The organism is Lutibacter profundi, from assembly GCF_001543325.1.
Taxonomy (GTDB): Bacteria; Bacteroidota; Bacteroidia; order Flavobacteriales; family Flavobacteriaceae; genus Lutibacter; species Lutibacter profundi.
The window spans coordinates 170194-191306 of the sequence record NZ_CP013355.1 but is presented as its reverse complement, the minus strand read 5'-3'; the positions used below and the strand labels follow the sequence as shown (position 1 = coordinate 191306).

Sequence of the window (21113 nt, the reverse complement as noted above, 5' to 3'; positions counted from 1 at the left end):
AGTAATCACAAAGAAATAATGCCTTCCACTTTTTCAGCCTCTTTGTATTTTATAATAATATCATCTGCTTTTTTCATAATTACAAGTACTGATAAACTTGTGTATTTTCCGGTTTTAGAAGATTTTTTTGTAATTACAGCACCCGTATAATCAAAAATATCTTCAACTTCTTTAATTAAATCCTCTTTAGCAGGAACTATAAATTTAAAGAGATATTTTGTTGGAAATGTAGTGTCTTCCTTTAATTTTTTTTTTAATTTTTTATAAAATTGATCTTTTTTATCCATATTACTTTTTAAATTATCTGTTCAAATATAATACCATCTTAGCATTGTTAATATTAATATGACAAAATTACATCAATATTTCTAGTATAATTTACTGAATAATTTATTTTTGCACTATGCAACAAAAAATAGTTATCACAGGAGGACCTGGAACTGGAAAAACTACCGTTATTGAAGAGTTAATTAAACGCAATTTTATGTGTATGACAGAAATTTCTAGAGAGGTTACCCTAAATGCTAGGAGAAAAGGAACCGAACAACTATTTTTAACAAATCCTTTGATATTTAGTGAATTATTATTGGAAGGGCGTGTAAACCAATATATTGAGGCTGAGAAAAAAAATGAAAAATTTGTTTTTTTTGACAGAGGAATCCCAGATGTTCACGCATATATGAATTATATGAGTGTTGATTATCCTAGTTCATATGTTACTAAAAGTAACCTTTATAGATATAATTATATTTTTTTAATGCCTCCTTGGGAAGAAATTTATATTTCAGACAACGTGCGTTATGAAAATTTTGAACAAGCTTTAGCTATTCACAATCATTTGGAACGTACATATAGCGAATTAAACTATAACATTATTGAAGTACCTACTGGTAGTATTGAAGATAGAACAAATTTTATTTTAGCGTGTATTAAATAATGAGTACACCTCTTAAAATACTAAAAAATTATTGGGGTTATTCTCAGTTTAAGTATCCTCAAAAGAAAATTATTGAATCAACATTAGCTAGAAGAAATAGCATCGTATTATTACCAACAGGTGGTGGAAAATCTCTTTGTTATCAAATTCCTACAATGCTTTTAGATGGTGTTTGCATTGTAATTTCTCCTTTAATCGCATTAATTCAAGATCAAGTTAACAGCTTAAAAAAGAAAAATATTAAAGCCATTGCATTGACTTCTCAATTAAACCAAGATCAAATTATTACTGCTTTTGATAATTTACGCTTTGGAGATTTTAAATTTTTATATTTATCACCCGAAAAATTACAATCAGCATTAATTCAGGAAAAAATAAAGCAGTTAAAAGTTGCTATTATTGCTATAGATGAAGCGCATTGTATTTCGGAGTGGGGACACGATTTTAGACCTTCATACCTACAATTAAAAATTTTAAAGGAGTTACAACCCAATGCCATTTTTATGGCCTTAACTGCTACTGCTACACAAAAGGTATTAGATGATATTCAGCAAAACTTAGAAATTGACAATGCATTATTATTCAAAAAATCTTTTCAGCGAAATAATTTACATTATAATGTAATAACCACCGAAGATATTTATGGTAAAACACTTCAAATAGTACGCAAAATAAATGCATCTCTAATCATTTATACAAATAGCAGAAAACAAACAAAAGAAGTTTGTGATTTTTTATTGAAAAACAATTTTAAAAGTAGCTTTTACCATGGAGGCTTATCATCTACACAAAAGAATATTGCTTATACAAAATGGATGAAAAATGAAACTCCAATAATGGTTGCCACTAATGCATTTGGAATGGGTATTGACAAACCCAATGTAAGAGCCGTAATTCATATTAACATTCCTAATAGTCTAGAAAACTTTATTCAGGAAGCCGGGAGAGCAGGAAGAGATGATAAAACAGCCTATTCAATACTTCTAACAAACAAATCTAATTTATTTGATACTTCAACAAGATTTATAGCAAATTTAGCTTCAACAAAAATTGTAAAAAACATATACCACCATCTAAATCAATATTATGCAATTGCAATAGGAGAAACACCTTCTAAACTTTTTGATTTTTCGTTACAAGAATTTTGTCATACCTATACATTAAAATTATTGCAAACCTACAATGCTATTAAGGTTTTAGAAAGAGAAAACATTTTACTTTTAGATGAAAATTACAACAAAAAGTCTACTCTTAAATTCTTGGTAAGTAATTCAAAAGTTTTTGATTACATAAACCTAAAACCATCTAAAAGTAAATTGATTAAATTAATTTTAAGAAGTTACGGTGGTATTTTTGACCATTACACCATAATTAACGAATATACGCTTTCAAAGAAATTAAATTGTACAAAAAATAACATTGTTAAACAATTAAATGAATTGCACACAAATGGTATTGTAAATTATAACTATAAAAATACAACTTCTAAATTATCATTTTTAGTTCCAAGAGATGATAAACATACCATAAATGCTATTTCAAAAAATATTGAGCAACAAAATAATTTAAAACTTGAGAAACTTAAAGCTGTAATTTCTTATATAGAAGACTCTAAAACTTGTAGAAATATCCAATTACTTTCCTATTTTAATGAAACTCTAATAAAACCTTGCGGAACTTGTGATAACTGTTTAGCAAAAGAAGAAACTGGCAACCTCTCTCCAATTATACTTGAACATATTATAACCGCTTTAAAAAAACAACCATACTCTTCTCAAGAACTAGCAACTTTTTTAAACCATCCAGAAAGTAATATTTTAGATTCATTAAAAATACTATTAGAAAAAAATAAAATAACAATAACTTCGCAAAATAAATTTAAATTAAACGTTTAATGAGAGATTTGAGAATTGTATTTATGGGAACACCCGATTTTGCTGTTGCAATTTTGGAAGCGTTAATTATTGCAAAGTTTAATATTGTTGGAGTTATAACCGCTGCAGATAAACCTGCTGGTAGAGGGAGAAAAATACAAGAATCTGCTGTAAAAAAGTATGCTTTAAAGCAAAACCTCACAATTTTACAACCTACAAACCTTAAAAGTGAAGAGTTTATAGATAAACTACAACGTTTAAATGCTAATTTACAAATAGTAGTAGCATTTAGAATGTTACCAAAAGTAGTTTGGCAATTACCTAAATATGGAACATTTAACTTGCATGCATCATTACTGCCTAATTACAGAGGTGCAGCCCCAATTCACTGGGCTATAATTAATGGAGAAACAAAAACAGGTGTCACCACATTTTTTATCGATGAAAATATTGATACTGGAAATATTATTTTACAGAAAGAAGTTGCCATTGATAATGATGAAACAGTTGGGCAACTACACAATAAATTAATGCACATTGGAAGTAAATTGGTAGTTGAAACAGTTTCTCAAATTCAACAAAATAAAGTGAATACACAAAAACAATTAAAAATTGAAAGCAAATTAGCACCAAAAATATATACGGAAACTTGTAAAATTAATTGGGCTGAACCATTAACTACAATTTACAACTTGATAAGAGGTTTAAACCCATACCCAACAGCTTGGACAATGCTTATAAATAACAACGAAAAAATTAAAGTAAAAATTTATGATATAGAAAAAGAAGTTGCCACACATGATTACAAATTTGGAACAATACTAAGTACAAAGAGTGAAATTAAGGTTGCCGTAGAAAAAGGATTTATTATTATTAAAAGTTTACAACTATCTGGCAAACGGAAAATGGATACTAAAAGCCTACTAAACGGTTTTACATTTCATAAAAATGCAATATTACAATAAAGCCAATATTTTAAAGGGCTTCAAGCTTTTTTTAATAAAAACACACGAGGTTATTAACATTTAGTATCATTTATCAACAAAAAAGTCATTTTTCCTTGTTAAAACTTGCATAAGCCCTTATTCCGTATAACTTTGTTAAGCTTTTAATAGCAAAATATGTTTAACCAATTAATTTAAAAATTTAGATTATGAACAAATCAGATTTAATTGATGCAATGGCAGCTGATGCTGGTATCACAAAAGCAGCAGCAAAAGCAGCTCTAGAATCATTAACAGAAAATGTAACTGAAACTCTTAAAAAAGGTGGTAAAGTTGCATTAGTAGGATGGGGAACTTGGTCTATCTCTAAAAGAGCAGCTAGAACTGGAAGAAACCCTCAAACTGGAAAAAGTATTGAAATTGCAGCAAAAAATGTTGTTAAATTTAAAGCTGGTGCTGGATTCAGCAACGCTGTAAATTAACCATATAAGAATAACTTCTTATTACCTTAAAACTCTCTAAAATTTTAGAGAGTTTTTTTTTTTGATATATTTCTACTATATTTAGATAAATAAGTGAAAATTTATGATAGAATTGAATCCCTCAAAAGGAAGATTACTAGTGTCAGAACCATCAATATTAAACGATAGAGCGTTTAATAGGTCGGTTGTTTATTTAACTGAACACAATGAAGATGGATACGTTGGGTTTATTTTAAATAAAGTTACTGAATTTGTTTTAAGTGATTTAATTCCAACAATTAAGTGTGATTTTACTATTTATAGTGGTGGTCCTGTTGAACAGGAAAATTTATATTTTATTCATAAACTACCACATCTAATTCCAAACAGTATAAAAATAGACAAAGATATTTACTGGGGTGGTGACTTTGACATACTCTCTAAATTATTAAATGATAAAACTATAAAATCTACTGATATACGGTTTTTCTTAGGTTACTCAGGCTGGTCCGTTTCTCAATTAAACGATGAACTTAAGGAATCTACATGGATTGTTGTTGATAATAAATACCCCAATTTATTTACTGTGAAAAGTAATGATTTGTGGAAAAATCAATTATTAAAGTTTGGAGGCGAATACCAAATTTGGGCGAATGCGCCTAAAAATCCTGAACTAAATTAATTTAGCGAACTCAATTGCCAATTCTTTTGAAACTTGCGTTGTAAAATTACATTTTTTGTAAACTGTTACAGGCTGTATTCCAATAATTGCATTTGTAATAAAAACTTCATCAGCTTTTAAAAGTTCAAAAGGAGAAATTGCTGTTTCTTCCAATTTATATTTATGCGTTGTTGCTATAATTTCAATAATTTTTTTTCTGCAAACACCTTTAATACAGCCCTCTGAAATTGGGGGTGTTTTAATTACATTTCCTTTAACTAAAAAAATATTCCCATTTATTACTTCAACAATGTGCTTTTTTTCATTGAGTAAAATGCAATTATCTAATTCGTTTTCAGAAGCAAAGATACTTGCCAATACATTGGTTATTTTATTCGTAGTTTTTATAGTTGATAACAATCCTGAGTACACAAAATAATCTTTAAACAAATCAACCTTATAATTTAGTTGTTGCACCGAAATAAGTTGAGTAGCTTCAATTAAATAATTAATTTCGTTGGTTTTTGGCTCATAAAAACCACCCGATTTTCTAAAAATAGTAAATCGTACTCTTGCACTATCTAAATTATTTTGCTTAACAAGGTTGATAATTTCATTTTCAAAATATTCTAATGTAAAACGCATAGGTATCTTCATCCTAAGCATTCTCATTGAAGCCATTAACCTAAAATAATGATCTTCTAAAAAATAAACTTGTAAGTTTTTAACTTTTAACGTCTCAAATAAGGCATCTCCATATTTAAATGCTCTATTGTTATAATCAAAGAGTAACTTAGACTTCTTGTTAATTATACCATTTAAATTTATCATCTTTTAAATTTGATTCACAAAACTACATAAAAAAACCTTGAAAAAATTTCAAGGTTTTTTTATAAAATTTATATGTTAAATTATGCTCCAATAGTGTGTTTTAATTCATCTATTTGATTTTCCCAAAACATTTTAGATTCTTCTACCTCATCTTCTTCTGCAAAATCAGTGATAATTAAAGAAACATCTTTTGTTATTTCATCTACCTGAATTCTAAATTCAAAATATGATTTATCATCTTCTCCTTCTAACCACCTGAATTTTATTTTTTCATCAGGGCGCTCTTGAAGAACTTTAGCCTGTTCTTCAGAACCATCCCAAATAAAAGTAAATATTTCACCTCGTGAATTTACGTTATCTGCAAACCATTCTGACAGACCTGAAGGTGTTCCAAAGTATTGATATAACATGTGAGGTGAAGCATGTATGGGAAATTCAATTTCAAATTTTATTTTTTTCGACATCTTTCTCTTTTTAAATGCACAATATATATAAATATTCTTTTTAAAAAAAATTTAAATTATTAAAAATATGGGAATAAATTTGTAGCAATAACTATTTTATTTTTTATATTTGCAGCCATTAATAAATGGCGTGGTAGCTCAGTTGGTTAGAGCGTCGGATTCATAACCCGGAGGTCTGCAGTTCAATTCTGCATCACGCTACAAATTTATAGGATTAGAAATTAACGGTTTAGTGTTCGCTAAACCGTTTTTTTATGTCTAAATTAATTGAATTGCTTATCTTTGAATACCAAAAATGAACACATTTTGGAATACAATGTTGTATATATAGCGTGTGACCCCCGTAAAATACTTGAAATTTTAATCAGTGTTGAGTTTCATAACTCGGAGATTTGCAGTTCAATTCTACATTACGCTAAAAAAAAACCAAGGTTTTCTTAGTTTTTTTGTTTTCATTTTGTATCAAGTTAATTGGTAATAAACGGAATTGTAAACTTAAATTCAGTTCCTTTATTCACTTCACTTTCTACCCAAATTTTCCCACCGTGCTTTTCAACAAAATCTTTACATAAAATCAATCCTAATCCTGAGCCTTGTTCATTTGCTGTACCAACATTCGAATTTTTAACTTCAATACTAAATAGATTTTTTATTTCTGATTTTGAAATTCCAACTCCATTATCTTTTACTGTAATTTCAACAAAACTTCCTTTTTTTGTTGCTAAAATTTCAATTTTACCGTTTTGATGGGTAAATTTTATTGCATTTGAAATTAAATTACGAAGTATTGTTGCTAACATATTCTTGTCTGCCAATACAAAAAGGTGTTTATCAATGTTATTAATAATTTTAATATCTTTATTAATAGCTTGAATTTCTAATAATGAAATTACATTAGAAACTATTTGATTTAGTTCAACTTTCTGTGGATTGAACTTTAAATTCCCCGATTGAGAATTAGCCCAAATTAATAGATTGTTAAGCAAACTTGCAGCTTTTAACGTTGAACCCTTAATTATTTTTAAAAATTTTAATTTTTTCTCTTCATCATAATCTTTCGAGTTTTCTATTAAAAGCTCCGTAAATCCTTTTATAGAGTTGAATGGATTTTTTAAATCATGCGCTATAATTGAGAAAAATTTATCCTTAGTTTTATTTATCAATTTTAAATTATCACGTTGAGTTTGAATCTCATTATTCATCTTATTTATTTGATAATTTTTGTACTCTAATAAATTATAAGCCTTTTTCTTTGATGTTTGTTGTTGAATTAGTATTATAACAAAAAGACCAAATAATACCATAGATCCTGTTAAAAAATAAACAAACTTTCTTCCTGTTTCATATCTTAATTCTGCTATTTCATTTTTAATTGATAACTCATTTATAGTATCTTGTGTTTCATCTAACTCATTAAGTGCTTGAAATAATTTTACCTTATTCGTTTTATCTATTTTCAATAAACTATCTTTAATTGTAATATATTTTTTATTATAACTAAAGGCTCTACGCATATTTCCTAAACTTTCATAAGCATTTGAAAGTAGTTCAAAGTTTTCTGCTTGGTAGCCTAAATTACCCATTTTCTTTGCTATTATTAAGCTTTTATTAGCGTTAACAATTCCTTCATGATAATTTTTAGTTTTAATTTGAACATTAGAAATATTCATTAATAAAACAGAAGCCAAATCATTTCTTTTTAAATTTTTTGAAATTTTCAGAGCTTTAAAAAAATAATTCAATGCTTCAGGGTATTGTTTTAATTGAATATAACAATCACCAATATTATTATAATTTATAGCAACACCTAGTTGATCGCCAATTTCTTTTTTAATTTCAATAGATTTCTTATAAAGCGTAAGTCCAGCAATATTATCTCCAGCATCAGCAGTTGCATTTCCTAAATTGGTATAACTTGTTGATATACCATTTTTATCTTCTAGTTTTTTATAAATTTCTAATGCGTCTTGAAAATACCGTTTTGCATGTTGATAATTTTCTTGATTATAAAATAAATCTCCTATTCCCAAATAATTCTTTGCTATACCTTCCTTATATTCAATACTTCTATTTAAACTAAGAGATTTTAAATAATTTTCAATTGATTTATCTTCAGCATAAAGGCGTAAATAACACGAAGCAATATTATTATACATTCTTGCTTCTTTTTTAATGTTTTCTATATTTTTAAAAATTTGAGCAGCGGCTAAATAATTTTCAATGGCAACATTATAGTTACTTCTATTTTGATTATATCTACCTATTGTATAATAAATTTCTGAAACCTGTGGTTTTGAATCTATTTTAACAGCGATATCTAAAGCTTTATTGTAGTAAAATGAAGCGGAGTCACTACTATTATTTGAATGTAAGTTTGCAATTTTTAAATTTAGAGATACTCTAGTAGTATCCGACAATTCAAGTTGAAGTTTTTCTTTTAAATCTGAAATTTCTTGTCCGCTGACAAAAAAAGAAAATCCAATGCAAAATAAAATAAAAAACCTTTTTCTCATTAATTAAAATTATTGGGGTTCTAAAAACATATTAAAATATTAGATTTATCAATTGATTTTAAATGATTTATAGTAACAAATCTACCATTATTTTTACAATAATTAAAATAGAATGCTCTTATTTTAATTTAGGGTTAATGTCTAGTATATTTTCATTGGTGTATTTTTGAAGAAACACTGGCGTAATAAACTTGTTTCCTTTTAAATTAATAGATTGAAGTAGTTTTATCAAATCTACCTTTAAAAACTCTTTTAGCATGGGATGTGACAATTTTTTGTAACTATAATGCCATGGTTCATATTTAAATCCTTTTCTAACAATATTGTTATCGTACACCAAATAAAACCCATATTCTTCTGAATTTTTATCCATCCAAATTTTTAAATTTGAGAAAACCCCATTACGTATGTAATTTTCTTCTGTAAGTAAACTTTCAGGAAGTTTTACAACTTCTTCAAATAAATCTATATCTGTTCCCCAGTGATGCCTTGACGTGCCTGGTATGGTAGAATATGCTATTATTTTCTCAATAGCTTCTTGAGGTGTTAATCCTTCTGAAATATAGGTGTCATATTTTCTGTTCCATATTTCCATTTGCCTATCAAAACTTCTATAGGCTGAAGCTATTTTAATTGAAATACTGTCTTTTAACGCATCTTGTTGCATCCTTTTAAAGGCTTCAAATACTTCTTTTTGCAATTTATCTTGTATTCCTACCAGTTCCAAATCACCTCTTCCTGTTAAAGCTCGTTCAGAATAATTAGTCTGTGAAAAAGTATTAATTCTACTCAATAACAGTAAAAAAATTAAAAAATAAGATAAGGAAAATTTAATCATTTGATATTTTTTTAAACATTACATAGTGTTTTCCAACAATTGGAACTTCAAATTCATCTCCATATATTTGAAATCCCTGTTTTTTATAAAAATCTACAGCAACAATACGTGCATTACACCATAAATAATCAATCTCAAAATCTTTTAATATAGAAAATGCCTCTTGCAACATAAATTTTCCCGCACCAAACCCTCTGTATTCACTTAAGGTTGCCATTCCACGTAATTGATACTGATTTCCTGTAAATCTTTTATTTTTTACTTTCATATAACTAGAAACAGCAATTAATACCTCATTTTTAAAAACTCCTAAATGAAACGTTTCATTATCTAAATCTCCTTCAAACTTATATGGTAAAGGAATATTTTTACGCAATATTTCTAAACGAATAGGATATGTTTCAAAAGCTTCTATTTTTTTAATTTGTATCATTTTTTATGGTATATAAAACTGCTGGTTTTTTATCATACATAAATTGTTTTTCAAATTTTAAATTACATTTTTTTAACACCTGTATAGAGGCCCTATTTTCAGCGTATACTCTTCCTCTAATTTTATGGCGTTTTAACTTTAAAAACCCGTAATTTACACATGCTTTGGCTGCTTCTGTAGCAAAACCTTTATTCCAATGTTTTTTATAAAATCTAAAACCTAAATCAATCTCTCCTTTTTCTTTTTTTAAACCACACCATCCTAAAAATTCGTTTGTTTCTTTTAAACAAACTGCCCACCTACCAAAACCATTTTGGTTATAGTCTGAATAATTTTTAATAAAATTGGTTGCTTCATTCAATGATTGAAAGGCCTTATTTCCAGTGTGTTTTATAACTTCTGGATTATTGTTTAACTGATAGAAATGAAAGCCATCAGAATCTGTAAATTCTCTTAAATACAACCGTTGTGTTTCTAAAATAATATTCATACTATTAAAAAGGCTATGCTAAATTACTATTAATATGCAACATATTGAAATTAAATTGATTCCGTCTAAAAGTAGATTTAAATTAGCATTCATACCAATAATTAAACATTTCTACGTGGTTATAAAAGCTAAATCACAAAACAGAGGTTTGGTAAAATTATTCAATTGCTCTTGTGAATACCTGTAAGGTATTGGATATAAAGCTACTAAATTAAACAGTTATAAATCACATTATTTTAAGGCTAATAAAAAGATTAAAAAATTAGCTTATCACTAATTTAAATATTTTAAATTTATAATTATAATGTTTGCTTTAATGCAAAAGGATTGTATATTTGCCAACGTTAATGCGAGAGTAGCTCAGTTGGTAGAGCTTCAGCCTTCCAAGCTGACTGTCGCCGGTTCGAGCCCGGTCTCTCGCTCAAAAAAAGCTAAACTTTTGTTTGGCTTTTTTTATTTTAGCTTATGTCCAAACAGTAGTAATAAAACAATTGGAACTCCCAATAATAGTACTGTATTTAAACTATTAGAAAACACTTCTGGATACACCAATAATAATAAAGCGTACCCACCAATTGCACCTCCTAAATGCGCAGAATGACCAACATTCCCTAATTGCTTTTTCATTCCATAAATTGAATACAGTAAATATCCTAAACCAAAAATATACCCAGGAATTGGAATTGGTAAAGGAAACATCACTAATCGCATATTTGGATTCAACAATATGGCTGCATAGATTATACCTGCAACAGCTCCTGAAGCACCAACTGCACTATAATACAACTCTTTTTTATGAAAGTATAGTGTAAATAAACTTCCTGCTAATAAACTTCCAAAATAAAGAATCAAAAATTTTACAATGCCTAATTTTATAATAATTATAGGAGCAAATATATACAGCACGTACATATTTAAAATTAAATGCATATAATCTACATGTAAAAATGCAGATGTTAACATTCTAATTTTCTCACCGCGTTGTATTGCTCCCATTTGGAATTTATATTTATCAAAAAATAAGCGGTCACTGAATCCTTTTATTGAAGCCAAAACATTTGCTAAAATTATAAAAAGAAGTATTTTATCTATATTCATTTAAAAAAATTAATGTTTGACGAAAATACAAAATTTACTGATATTGATTTACTGGTTTATGAAGTATTAAAAATTAAATACGATATTTGCATTCTTAATTATGAATCTAATCGTTTACATACTAGTTTACCCTTTAATTTGGTTGTTATCAATACTCCCTTTTCGCATTTTATATTTTATTTCAGATTGCTTTTATTTACTTGTTTATTACATAATAGGTTACCGTAAAAAAGTAGTTTTTACTAATTTAACATTAGTACTCCCAAAAAAAACCACCAAAGAAATTATTGAAATTCAAAAAAAGTTTTATCACCATTTTGTCGATGTTTTTATAGAAATGATAAAGTCCTTTACCGTCTCTAAAAAGGAAGTTTATAAGCGCTACAAATATCCTAATATTGATTTTTTTACTGAATTATATAAAGATGGAAAAAGTGTTATTTTACTTGGTCCTCATTATGCAAATTGGGAATGGATAATGAGCGTAGACTCTTTTGTTAACTATAAAGGTTATGCTGCTTTCACTAAAATAAATAACCCCTATTTTAATAATAAGATTTTAAAATCAAGAGAAAAGTTTGGAACTCATTTAATTCAAACTTCAAAATTAATTCCTGAAATTATTTACAATCAAAAAAATAATATTCAATCTATGTATGGATTGCTTAGCGATCAATCCCCTCAATTAAAAAAGGCCTTTTATTGGAGAAATTTTTTTGGGATTAAAGTACCTGTTCATACTGGTGGAGAAATGCTTGCAAAAAAATACAATATGAATGTTGTATATATGAATGTAAAAAAAGTAAAACGAGGATATTATGAAACTACATTCAGTTTAATTACTAATGATGCTCCTAAACATTTAGATTATGAATTAACTGATATTTTTATAGACAACGTTGAAAAGCAAGTCCGTAAACAACCTGAATATTACTTTTGGACTCATAAACGCTTTAAACATAGAGATAAAGCACCTGAATAATGAATAATTGAGAGTATGTTAAACCGCCTTATTCAAAATCCCTAAATTGAACAAATATCTAATTAAGAATTGTGCTAAGTAAGATTCTGAATCAAGTTAAGTTCAGAATGATTTGTGTTTAAAAACAAACTTTTCTAAAAAACACTCTTTAATCTACTTGGTTAAATTAAACTTTGCACCAAATACATACAGGTTTTCAACAAAGCTGAAATGCTGAGAAGCCGAGTCGGTTGTGCTAGAGGTTGTTCGTATATTTTGCATGTTTATATAACCAACTTTAAAATTTGATTGAATAAAAAAGTGTTTAAAAAACATAATATTTAACCCTACGTGAGCTGATAAACCATAACCCGAAACATGAAATTCATCATATCTTTCTTTCCCTAATAATGTAGTGTTTGTTTTTGGATATAACACACCTACTCCAACGCCTTCTGTTAGGTTAATATCAATATTTTTTACTGGAAATTTTAACCAGTTATCTAAGTTGTCAAATCTACTAATTTCTGCATTTATGTAATTTAAACCATCGGTATGTTCAAATAGTAAAAAATCTTCTGACAAAACAATATTTTCATTTACATAATTTCCATCAAAATTTCCACCTGTGTTTATATCACCATTGATTTTTACTGTAGTATTATTTCGCATTACATATTTCATATGGTCTAACCCTATTGAAATTGTGTAATTTTCTTTAAAAAAATAACCTACCCTAAAATTGGTTTGAGGAATAGTTAGCTCATCTAATTTTAAAAAATAAACTCCAAATGGCTTTGGTTTGTCATCAGCTTTTACATTGCTTAATGTAAAGTTGTAATTGTCTCCTTTAAAAGTAATATCCGATGTTGAATAATGTCCTCTATTCCACCCCCAATAAACAAATATATTTCCTTTGTTATTCCCACTATCATTAAAATTTACTTTTTTGGTATCTAAAACTCCTTGAGAGAAAGACATTACGGTAGCTAGCAAGAAAATTGCCAAAATTAATTTTTTCAATGTACTCTATAATTTCTTAAATTATTGACTTTATTTCTGCTATAAATCGTGCTGCCAATTCATCTGCGCTTTTTTGTGAAATACTTTCAGTATAAATTCTAATAATAGGCTCTGTATTTGATTTTCGAAGATGTACCCACCCTGTTTTAAAATTTATTTTAACACCGTCAATTGTAATTACATCTTCATTTTTATAATTTGAAGTAATTGTAGCTAAAATTTCATCTACATTTATTTGTGGTGTTAATTGTATTTTGTTTTTACTCATATAGTAGTTAGGGTAACTATTTCGCAATTCCTTACAAGACATTTTAGATTGTGCTAAATGTGATAAAAAAAGTGCTACACCAACCAATGAATCTCTTCCATAATGTGATTCAGGGTAAATAATTCCTCCATTACCTTCTCCTCCTATTATAGCTTGTGTTTTTTTCATTAATTCAACTACATTCACTTCACCTACAGCACTTGCTTGGTATTCCCCTCCATGTTTTAGAGTAATATCTCTTAATGCTCTTGATGATGATAAATTGGAAACGGTGTTCCCTTTAGTTTTACTTAACACATAATCTGCACAAGCTACTAAGGTGTATTCTTCACCAAACATAGAGCCATCTTCACATACTAAGGCCAATCTATCTACATCAGGATCTACAACAATACCTAAATCTGCATTTTTGTTTACAACTAAGTTTGAAATATCTGTTAAATGCTCTTTTAAGGGTTCTGGATTATGTGGAAATTCTCCGTTAGGTTCACAATACAGTTTAATACATTCAACACCTAATTTTTCTAACAATGCAGGAATTGCCAAACCTCCTGTAGAATTAACCGCATCAACTACTACTTTAAATTTCGCTTCTTTAATAGATTCAATATCAACCAATTCTAAATTTAACACTTCTTTTATATGTTTATTAATATAGTGTTGTTTTTTTCTAAAAGTTCCTAAATCATCTACTTCAGAAAAAATATACGCATTATTCTCTGCAATTTTTAAAATAATTTCTCCGTCTTTCGCATTCAAAAATTCGCCTTTACTATTTAATAATTTAAGAGCGTTCCATTGTTTTGGATTATGACTTGCTGTGATTATAATTCCGCCATCTGCATTGTCTAATTGTACTGCAATTTCAACTGTTGGTGTTGTAGACAAACCTATATCCGTTACGTTTATTCCCATTCCAACCAGCGTATTCCCTACCAAACTACTCACCATTTTACCTGAAATTCTGGCATCTCTTCCTATAATTACAGTAAGTTTTTCTTTTTTTGTTTGATTTTTAAGCCACATTCCGTAAGCTGCAGCAAATTTAACAGCATCTATAGGTGTTAAATTATTAGCTACTTTACCTCCAATAGTACCTCTTATTCCTGAAATCGATTTTATTAATGACATGGATTTAATTTAGTTTGCAAATGTAAATCTTATTGATTTAATAATGAAAAAAAAAGCTGTATCAAATGATACAGCTTTTAAAATTTTAATTAGGATAGAAATTTATTTCCCTTCCATTTTTCTCTTCAATGCGGCAAGATCACCACCTAAATCACCCAATGTAGTTTTATCAGCTGATTCAGCTTTTTTCTGAGCCACTTTTATATTCTTCTCTTCTTGAGCTTTAAATATTGAAGTATGTGATGCCACAACACGTCTAAACTCTTTATTAAACTCAATAACTTTAAATTTATCAGTATCTCCTTTTGCTAATTTTGTACCATCTTCTTTTATCGTAAATCGACTTGGAACAAATGCTTCAACTCCATCTTCAAAGGTAACTATTAATCCTTTATCACTCTTATCTTTAACGGTTCCTTCGTGAACTGAGTTAATTGTAAATTTAGCTTCGTGTGCATCCCAAGGATTTTCTGTAGTTTGCTTATGACCTAAATTTAATTTACGGCCTTCAACATCTAACTCTAACACTTTCACTTCTAATTTATCTCCAACAGAAGTAAAATCAGATGGGTGCTTAATTTTCTTAGTCCAAGACAAATCAGAAATATATACCAAACCATCAATTCCTTCTTCTAATTCAACAAACACACCAAAATTAGTATAGTTACGAACAGTACCTGTATGTGTTGAACCAATTGGGTATTTTTTAGCTATATCACTCCAAGGATCTGGGTGTAATTGCTTAATACCTAAAGACATCTTGCGATCTTCTCTATCTAGCGTTAGTATTTGTGCTTCAATTTCATCTCCAACTTTAACAAAGTCTTGAGCAGAACGTAAATGAGTTGACCAAGACATTTCAGAAACGTGAATTAAACCTTCAACACCTTGAGCTACTTCAATAAATGCTCCATAATCTGCAAGTACAACCACTTTTCCTTTTACGGTGTCTCCCACTTTTAAATTTTCATCTAAAGCTTCCCAAGGATGAGCGTTTAATTGTTTTAATCCTAATTGAATTCTTGTTTTCTCATCATCAAAATCAAGAATTACAACATTTAATGTTTGATCTAATTCAACCACCTCACTTGGATGATTAATTCTAGACCAAGATAAATCAGTAATATGCACTAAACCATCTACACCACCTAAATCTACAAATACACCATAAGAAGTAATATTTTTAACAACACCTTCTAATACCTGTCCTTTTTCTAATTTACCTATAATTTCTTTTTTCTGAATTTCAATATCAGCTTCAATAAGTGCTTTGTGTGAAACTACAACGTTTTTAAACTCATGGTTTATTTTCACCACTTTAAATTCCATTGTTTTTTCTACGTATTGATCGTAATCTCTAATTGGTTTTACATCAATTTGAGATCCAGGTAAGAATGCTTCAATTCCAAAAACATCTACAATCATACCTCCACGAGTTCTGCATTTAACAAAACCATTTACTACTTCACCTGTTTCATGTGCATTATTAACACGCTCCCAAGCTTTAATTACTCTAGCTTTTTTATGAGATAATACTAATTGACCTGTACTATCTTCTCTTTTATCAACTAAAACCTCTACAATATCTCCAACCTTTAAATCTGGGTTATAACGAAATTCATTTAATGATATAACCCCTTCAGATTTCGAATTGATATCAATAATTACTTCTCTATCAGTTTTTCTAACAACCAAGCCTTCAATTACTTCTCTCTCATTCACTAACCCTAGTGTACCTTCTAAAGCTGCCTCAAAAGCTTTTATATTTTCTTCATCAACTGCTTCAATTCCTTCTTCATATTTGTGCCAATCAAAATTTTCTAAAAATTCTTCAGGGTCTACAGCTTCAGCAACTGGTGTTTCTTCTTTAACATCTTCTTCAACTTTAGCCTCTTCTTTAGCTTCCTTTTCAACTTTAGTTTTTGACTTTAAAACTGCAACTTCCTCTTTCACTTCTTCTTTCACTTCTTCTTTCACTTCTTTCACTTCTTCTTTTATTTCTTCTTTTACTTCTTCCTTAGGTGCTTCTACAACTTTTTCTTCAGCTGGCTTTGCATCATAAACAGATTGCATTCCTAATTCTTCAACTAAAATTGTATAAAACAGCGCTCTGTATTTATTCCGATTAGATTTACCAATTTTTTCAATTGCTACTTCAATAGCCTTGTCTAAATTTTCACCATCTTCTAAACCTAATTTTTTAATTAAAAAGTTTTTCTTAACAGTTTCTAATTCTTTTTTGTCTGAACTTGATACCTTTTCAGCATCTTCTTTGTAGATTGAAGGACCTAATCCTTTTGTTACAGCTGCTAATAATTCAGCATTTAAACCTAAACCTAACTTTTCTGCTTCACTTGTATAAAGCTCTATTTTTTCTTGTAATTTTGACATATTGTCAATTTAATTTTTGTATCTTATTGTTATTCAGATTACTACACGATAATAACGCAAAGAGATTATTTATATAATTGCCTATTTATTTCCTTTATAAATCTGTTCTCGTAAAAAGGAGTGCAAATTTAATGATTTTTTTTAGTATAACAAAAAGAAAATGAAGCGATTAGTATCAGTTTCAAATATTGTGATTCAAATAGTATTAGTTATAAATATTTAACTGTTAATTGCTCCTTAATTAATCCAATTTTTAAAATCTTTCACTCGCTCTCTACTTACTATAATTTCATTGTTATTAAAGTTATTAAGTACTATTTTCAACCTACTATTTGTATACGAAATAATATCTTTTATTGCATTTATATTTACAAAAAATTTACGACTTACTCTAAAAAAAATCTCTGGTTGTAATTTTTCTTCTAACTGTTCTAGCGTATCTTCTACCAAATAAGTTCTATTGGTTATTGTATGAATATATGTTGCTTTATTTTCACTGTAAAAACACGCTATTGCTTCTGTTGAAATCATTTTTAAATGTTGTCCTATTTTTACAGTAAATCGCTTTTTATAATTCTTTTGCGAAGGAGAAATTAAATTTTTTAATTGTTCAAAATTAATGCTTTGATTCATTTTATTAGCATGGATTTTTTTATACTTGTTTACTGCATTTTCTAACTCATCAGTATCAATGGGCTTCAATAAATAATCTATACTATTTAATTTAAAGGCTTTCAAAGCATACTCATCATAAGCAGTGGTGAAAATAATAGCACTCTTTACTTCAACTTCTTCAAAAATTTCAAAGGACAAACCATCTGAGAGTTGAATATCTAAAAACAACAAATCTGGATGTTCATTTGTATAAAACCAATTTACAGCCTCTTCAACAGAATGTAACATTGTAATTGGTTCTAACCCAATTTCATTTAACATTCTACTCAATCTTCGTGCTGCTGGTTTTTCATCTTCAATTATAACTACTTTCATTATTAATGCTGAATTGTTTATTTGTTTAATTGTGTAGCTTCACTACCTTTATGTATTCAAACTTTCTAGCTTTTTTTAACTATTTACCTATTCCCAAGTATCTTGTTTATCTCTATCCATTAGTTCTTTTATTTTACGATTTTCCCAATCTTTACCTAATAAAATCCCCATTCCAAACACATTAAAAGCGTGAAATAAAATTCCTATCCCCCAAAATATCATAGTTGAATACGATTGCCATTCCCAAAATATTTTCCATCCTCCATGAGATAATGCCTGTGATAATAATAGAAATCCATTTACCAAAAGATACACAGTTAAATGTACGTAAAAACCCTTTATTGATTTAACTTTCTTTTTTGCTCTTATATATTTTTGTTCTTCTGTAAAGTTATTTTCCATCTTCTTAAAATTCACTATAATTATCTTCATTCATATATTCTCTAATTTTACGATCTTCCCATTCTTTGCCCAATCCAATTTTATGATTGAATACTCCAAATGCATGAAAAACTATCCCTATTCCCCATCCAAACATTGGCCACCAAAACCATAAGTGATTTGGAGATGTCATTAAATTTATAAAAATTAAAAAAGGTATTACTAGGCAATAAGATAACAAATTTGAATAAAATCCTTTTAAATTATCAACTCTTTTCTTTGCTTTTATATATTTATTTTCTTCTGTATAGTGCGTTTTCATTTTAATGTTTTTTTAGTATTTATAACTTTTTGCCTTTTTAAACTTTTATCTTTTACTTTTAATTAACGCTACTCCCAGTATTGCTTTTTATCTTCATTCATGTATTCCTGTATTTTTCGATCTTCCCAATCCTTTCCTAAAAATGGGTTATATGAAAAGGCTTTGAACCCTTGAAATAAGAGCCCTATCCCCCAACCTACCATTGGAAACCAAAACCAATAAAAAGCCGGGCTGTACTTTATATTTATAAATATTAAAAACGGAATTACAATACAGTAAGCTATTAAGCTACTATAAAATCCTTTTATTTCTTCTACACGTTCAACGGCACGCATATATTTTTTACTTTCTATATGTTCTGATGTTCTCATGTTTTTTATTTTTTGTGTTAATAATGGTAATTTTACAATAAATTGATTAGTTGTTTTTTCAACTACTACCTTCTTTAATGTTATTAAATTATACCTGTCAATTATATTTTTCAATCCTACTTTTGTACCTTTCTCTAAAATAGTTTTAGGGCTAAAATTGTTAGAAACTACCAAATACCCATTTTCTTCTTTAATAGTAACTTTTAATGGGTTTTCTTCTGAAACCACATTATGTTTAATAGTGTTCTCTAATAATAATTGTAACGATAATGGTAAGATTTTAAATTCAGAATTGCTTGCTTTTTCAGGAATCTCAAATGTTACTGCATTTTCAAATCTCATTTTTAACAATTCCATATATGTTTTTGCAAAATGTAGCTCTTCATCCAATTCAATTAAGTCTTTATTTTTTTGTTCTAAAACATACCTATACACTTTTGATAGTTTGGTAGTAAACTTTTCTGCTTGTTTTGGATTTTCACTTATTAATGATGTTAAAACATTTAAACTGTTAAACAAAAAATGTGGATCTATCTGACTTTTTAAAGATTCATATTTAGCAGTTTCTGTTTTTGCCACTATTTGCTGTTCAGCAACTTTTTTTTCTGTTAATGCTTTGTAAAAAAATATAGCGTGAAAAATTAGTGATACAAACAATGTAATAACTAGTCCAAAAGTGTAATAACTGCTTGCATATTTGTCTGTTAAAAATTGCTCAATTGGATTTCCTAAAACAATAACTATTGTTACAAATCTTAATAAAACAAGTGCAATCATAGTTAAAATTACAGAACCTAAAGCTCCAATAATTAATCTCTTAGTTGCATTCTCTTTCCAAGAAATTTTTTTCCCAATAAAGGAAAAGAAATAAATATTAATTACTGTTAAAACAAAAGCATACATAAAATGAATACCAAATATTTTAACCAACTCATTTATTGGCTGATTAAAACCTCCTGTAAAAAACAATCGTTCTATTACAAATATTGCGATTGCAATTATTAGTGAAATTTTTAATAAATATTTAATGTCTGTTTTCATTTTATAATGGCTTACTTTTTATTAATTGCAATTTAAAACTTAATTTCTAAAAATAAATTTTCATTAGCCACTTCAAATTTAGAGCTTTCAAAATTTGGAGGGCCAAAATTCATTGGGTTGTTTGAAGTTCCATAACTCTCTTGAGGCATCCCATTTTCAAGAAAATCCATTCTGCCATTATCATTTTCATCATGATAACAAATAATTGCATATTCTCCCTTTAGAACATTGTTAAAAGTTACAGTGCTTTTTCCATTTTCAATATTTGCCGATTTTGCAAATAGAGGCTTCATTCTAAAATTTTCCTTGGTATAAAAAGCAAATTTGATGGTTCCTTTATCATTCAAAGCATTTACCACAAATGCAGTAACTATTGTACCTTTTTTGTTTGTATCATTTTCTTGAGCAAATGACATCCCAATTGATGAAAAGACTAATACGAGTGTTAAAATTAAATGTTGCATATTACTTATTTTTAATTAATATTATTTTTGTTTTACATTTCAAAAGTCTTTTAAAAATGTACAAACCACAATTTTAATTAACTGAATTGTGACTTTATAATGATGAGTTGTTATTTTTATATAATCTACCATAAGAAAATTCAATACAACTACTAAAATATCCCCTTTCAAAAAAACACTAACATTAGTCATATTTTTGTATTAAAAAGTTTGTAACTTTATACAA

General features: G+C 27.9%; 22 protein-coding genes, 2 tRNA genes and 1 pseudogene. 8 read left to right on the top strand and 17 right to left on the bottom strand.

Going from position 1 to position 21113, the window contains the following annotated elements; translation table 11 throughout:
• Positions 1 to 5 precede the first annotated feature (5 nt).
• Complete coding sequence (locus Lupro_RS00895; protein ID WP_068205617.1) at positions 6 to 287, bottom strand: DUF493 family protein; 282 nt, start codon at positions 285 to 287, stop codon at positions 6 to 8.
• Positions 288 to 403: 116 nt separating this feature from the next.
• On the opposite strand from Lupro_RS00895, the gene Lupro_RS00890 reads away from it, so the two are divergent.
• The 5 genes from Lupro_RS00890 (at position 404) to Lupro_RS00870 (ending at position 4898) form a co-directional block, all read left to right on the top strand.
• The gene (locus Lupro_RS00890; protein ID WP_068205616.1) at positions 404 to 937 is read left to right on the top strand and encodes an AAA family ATPase; all 534 of its coding nucleotides are present in this window, start codon (positions 404 to 406) and stop codon (positions 935 to 937) included.
• Entirely contained in the window at positions 937 to 2832 is a 1896-nt protein-coding gene (locus Lupro_RS00885; RefSeq protein ID WP_068205615.1) for a RecQ family ATP-dependent DNA helicase, read from the top strand. Before Lupro_RS00890 ends, Lupro_RS00885 begins: the two co-directional genes overlap by 1 nt.
• Complete coding sequence (gene fmt / locus Lupro_RS00880; RefSeq protein WP_179945746.1) at positions 2832 to 3776, top strand: methionyl-tRNA formyltransferase; 945 nt, start codon at positions 2832 to 2834, stop codon at positions 3774 to 3776. Before Lupro_RS00885 ends, fmt begins: the two co-directional genes overlap by 1 nt.
• A gap of 188 nt (positions 3777 to 3964) precedes the next feature.
• Positions 3965 to 4237: an HU family DNA-binding protein gene (locus Lupro_RS00875; protein ID WP_068205614.1), complete on the top strand. Its 273-nt coding sequence runs from the start codon at positions 3965 to 3967 to the stop codon at positions 4235 to 4237.
• Positions 4238 to 4340: 103 nt separating this feature from the next.
• The gene (locus Lupro_RS00870; protein ID WP_068205613.1) at positions 4341 to 4898 is read left to right on the top strand and encodes a YqgE/AlgH family protein; all 558 of its coding nucleotides are present in this window, start codon (positions 4341 to 4343) and stop codon (positions 4896 to 4898) included.
• On the opposite strand, the gene Lupro_RS00865 is transcribed toward Lupro_RS00870, so the two are convergent.
• Both Lupro_RS00865 and Lupro_RS00860 read right to left on the bottom strand, forming a co-directional pair.
• Positions 4890 to 5708 carry an aminotransferase class IV gene (locus Lupro_RS00865; RefSeq protein WP_068205612.1) on the bottom strand — a complete coding sequence of 273 codons (819 nt, stop codon included), beginning with the start codon at positions 5706 to 5708 and terminating at the stop codon, positions 4890 to 4892. The genes Lupro_RS00870 and Lupro_RS00865 overlap by 9 nt on opposite strands.
• Before the next feature lie 80 nt (positions 5709 to 5788).
• The gene (locus Lupro_RS00860; RefSeq protein WP_068205611.1) at positions 5789 to 6172 is read right to left on the bottom strand and encodes an START-like domain-containing protein; all 384 of its coding nucleotides are present in this window, start codon (positions 6170 to 6172) and stop codon (positions 5789 to 5791) included.
• 127 nt (positions 6173 to 6299) lie between these two features.
• On the opposite strand from Lupro_RS00860, the gene Lupro_RS00855 reads away from it, so the two are divergent.
• Positions 6300 to 6373 (top strand) — tRNA-Met (locus Lupro_RS00855).
• A gap of 266 nt (positions 6374 to 6639) precedes the next feature.
• Here the strand turns inward: Lupro_RS00855 and Lupro_RS00850 are convergent.
• From Lupro_RS00850 to Lupro_RS00835, 4 genes are all read right to left on the bottom strand, one after another.
• Complete coding sequence (locus Lupro_RS00850; protein ID WP_068205610.1) at positions 6640 to 8685, bottom strand: tetratricopeptide repeat-containing sensor histidine kinase; 2046 nt, start codon at positions 8683 to 8685, stop codon at positions 6640 to 6642.
• 118 nt (positions 8686 to 8803) lie between these two features.
• A complete protein-coding gene (locus Lupro_RS00845; RefSeq protein WP_068205609.1) occupies positions 8804 to 9523 on the bottom strand; it encodes a M15 family metallopeptidase in 720 nt (239 codons plus the stop codon).
• Entirely contained in the window at positions 9516 to 9956 is a 441-nt protein-coding gene (locus tag Lupro_RS00840) for a GNAT family N-acetyltransferase (protein WP_068205608.1), read from the bottom strand. Before Lupro_RS00840 ends, Lupro_RS00845 begins: the two co-directional genes overlap by 8 nt.
• Entirely contained in the window at positions 9943 to 10446 is a 504-nt protein-coding gene (locus Lupro_RS00835; RefSeq protein WP_068205607.1) for a GNAT family N-acetyltransferase, read from the bottom strand. The genes Lupro_RS00840 and Lupro_RS00835 overlap by 14 nt, the downstream gene beginning before the upstream one ends.
• 349 nt (positions 10447 to 10795) lie before the next feature.
• Here Lupro_RS00835 and Lupro_RS00830 point away from each other — a divergent pair.
• A tRNA-Gly gene (locus Lupro_RS00830) sits at positions 10796 to 10868 on the top strand.
• Between the two features lie 31 nt (positions 10869 to 10899).
• Here Lupro_RS00830 and Lupro_RS00825 read toward each other — a convergent pair.
• The gene (locus Lupro_RS00825; protein WP_068205606.1) at positions 10900 to 11544 is read right to left on the bottom strand and encodes a rhomboid family intramembrane serine protease; all 645 of its coding nucleotides are present in this window, start codon (positions 11542 to 11544) and stop codon (positions 10900 to 10902) included.
• Between the two features lie 100 nt (positions 11545 to 11644).
• Between Lupro_RS00825 and Lupro_RS00820 the strand changes: the two genes are divergently transcribed.
• On the top strand, positions 11645 to 12526 hold the full coding sequence (locus Lupro_RS00820) for a lysophospholipid acyltransferase family protein (RefSeq protein WP_068205605.1): 882 nt from the start codon (positions 11645 to 11647) through the stop codon (positions 12524 to 12526).
• Between the two features lie 153 nt (positions 12527 to 12679).
• Here the strand turns inward: Lupro_RS00820 and Lupro_RS00815 are convergent, their stop codons facing one another.
• The 9 genes and pseudogenes from Lupro_RS00815 to Lupro_RS00780 form a co-directional block, all read right to left on the bottom strand.
• Complete coding sequence (locus Lupro_RS00815; protein WP_068205604.1) at positions 12680 to 13486, bottom strand: hypothetical protein; 807 nt, start codon at positions 13484 to 13486, stop codon at positions 12680 to 12682.
• A gap of 58 nt (positions 13487 to 13544) precedes the next feature.
• Positions 13545 to 14927, bottom strand: a complete 1383-nt coding sequence (gene glmM / locus Lupro_RS00810) for a phosphoglucosamine mutase (RefSeq protein WP_068205603.1) — start codon at positions 14925 to 14927, stop codon at positions 13545 to 13547.
• A gap of 102 nt (positions 14928 to 15029) precedes the next feature.
• Complete coding sequence (rpsA, locus tag Lupro_RS00805) at positions 15030 to 16880, bottom strand: 30S ribosomal protein S1 (protein WP_068211300.1); 1851 nt, start codon at positions 16878 to 16880, stop codon at positions 15030 to 15032.
• Between the two features lie 126 nt (positions 16881 to 17006).
• Positions 17007 to 17318 (bottom strand): annotated as a pseudogene (locus tag Lupro_RS13640) (DUF2853 family protein); the annotation flags it as partial.
• A 237-nt stretch (positions 17319 to 17555) separates the two neighbouring features.
• A complete protein-coding gene (locus tag Lupro_RS00800) occupies positions 17556 to 18308 on the bottom strand; it encodes a LytR/AlgR family response regulator transcription factor (RefSeq protein ID WP_068205602.1) in 753 nt (250 codons plus the stop codon).
• 87 nt (positions 18309 to 18395) lie between these two features.
• Positions 18396 to 18740: a 2TM domain-containing protein gene (locus Lupro_RS00795; protein ID WP_099092384.1), complete on the bottom strand. Its 345-nt coding sequence runs from the start codon at positions 18738 to 18740 to the stop codon at positions 18396 to 18398.
• Entirely contained in the window at positions 18715 to 19011 is a 297-nt protein-coding gene (locus Lupro_RS00790; protein ID WP_068205601.1) for a 2TM domain-containing protein, read from the bottom strand. The genes Lupro_RS00795 and Lupro_RS00790 overlap by 26 nt, the downstream gene beginning before the upstream one ends.
• Positions 19012 to 19079: 68 nt before the next feature.
• Positions 19080 to 20423 carry a 2TM domain-containing protein gene (locus Lupro_RS00785; protein WP_068205600.1) on the bottom strand — a complete coding sequence of 448 codons (1344 nt, stop codon included), beginning with the start codon at positions 20421 to 20423 and terminating at the stop codon, positions 19080 to 19082.
• Between the two features lie 32 nt (positions 20424 to 20455).
• Positions 20456 to 20887 carry a DUF2141 domain-containing protein gene (locus tag Lupro_RS00780; RefSeq protein ID WP_082703830.1) on the bottom strand — a complete coding sequence of 144 codons (432 nt, stop codon included), beginning with the start codon at positions 20885 to 20887 and terminating at the stop codon, positions 20456 to 20458.
• Between the last annotated feature and the right edge of the window lie 226 nt (positions 20888 to 21113).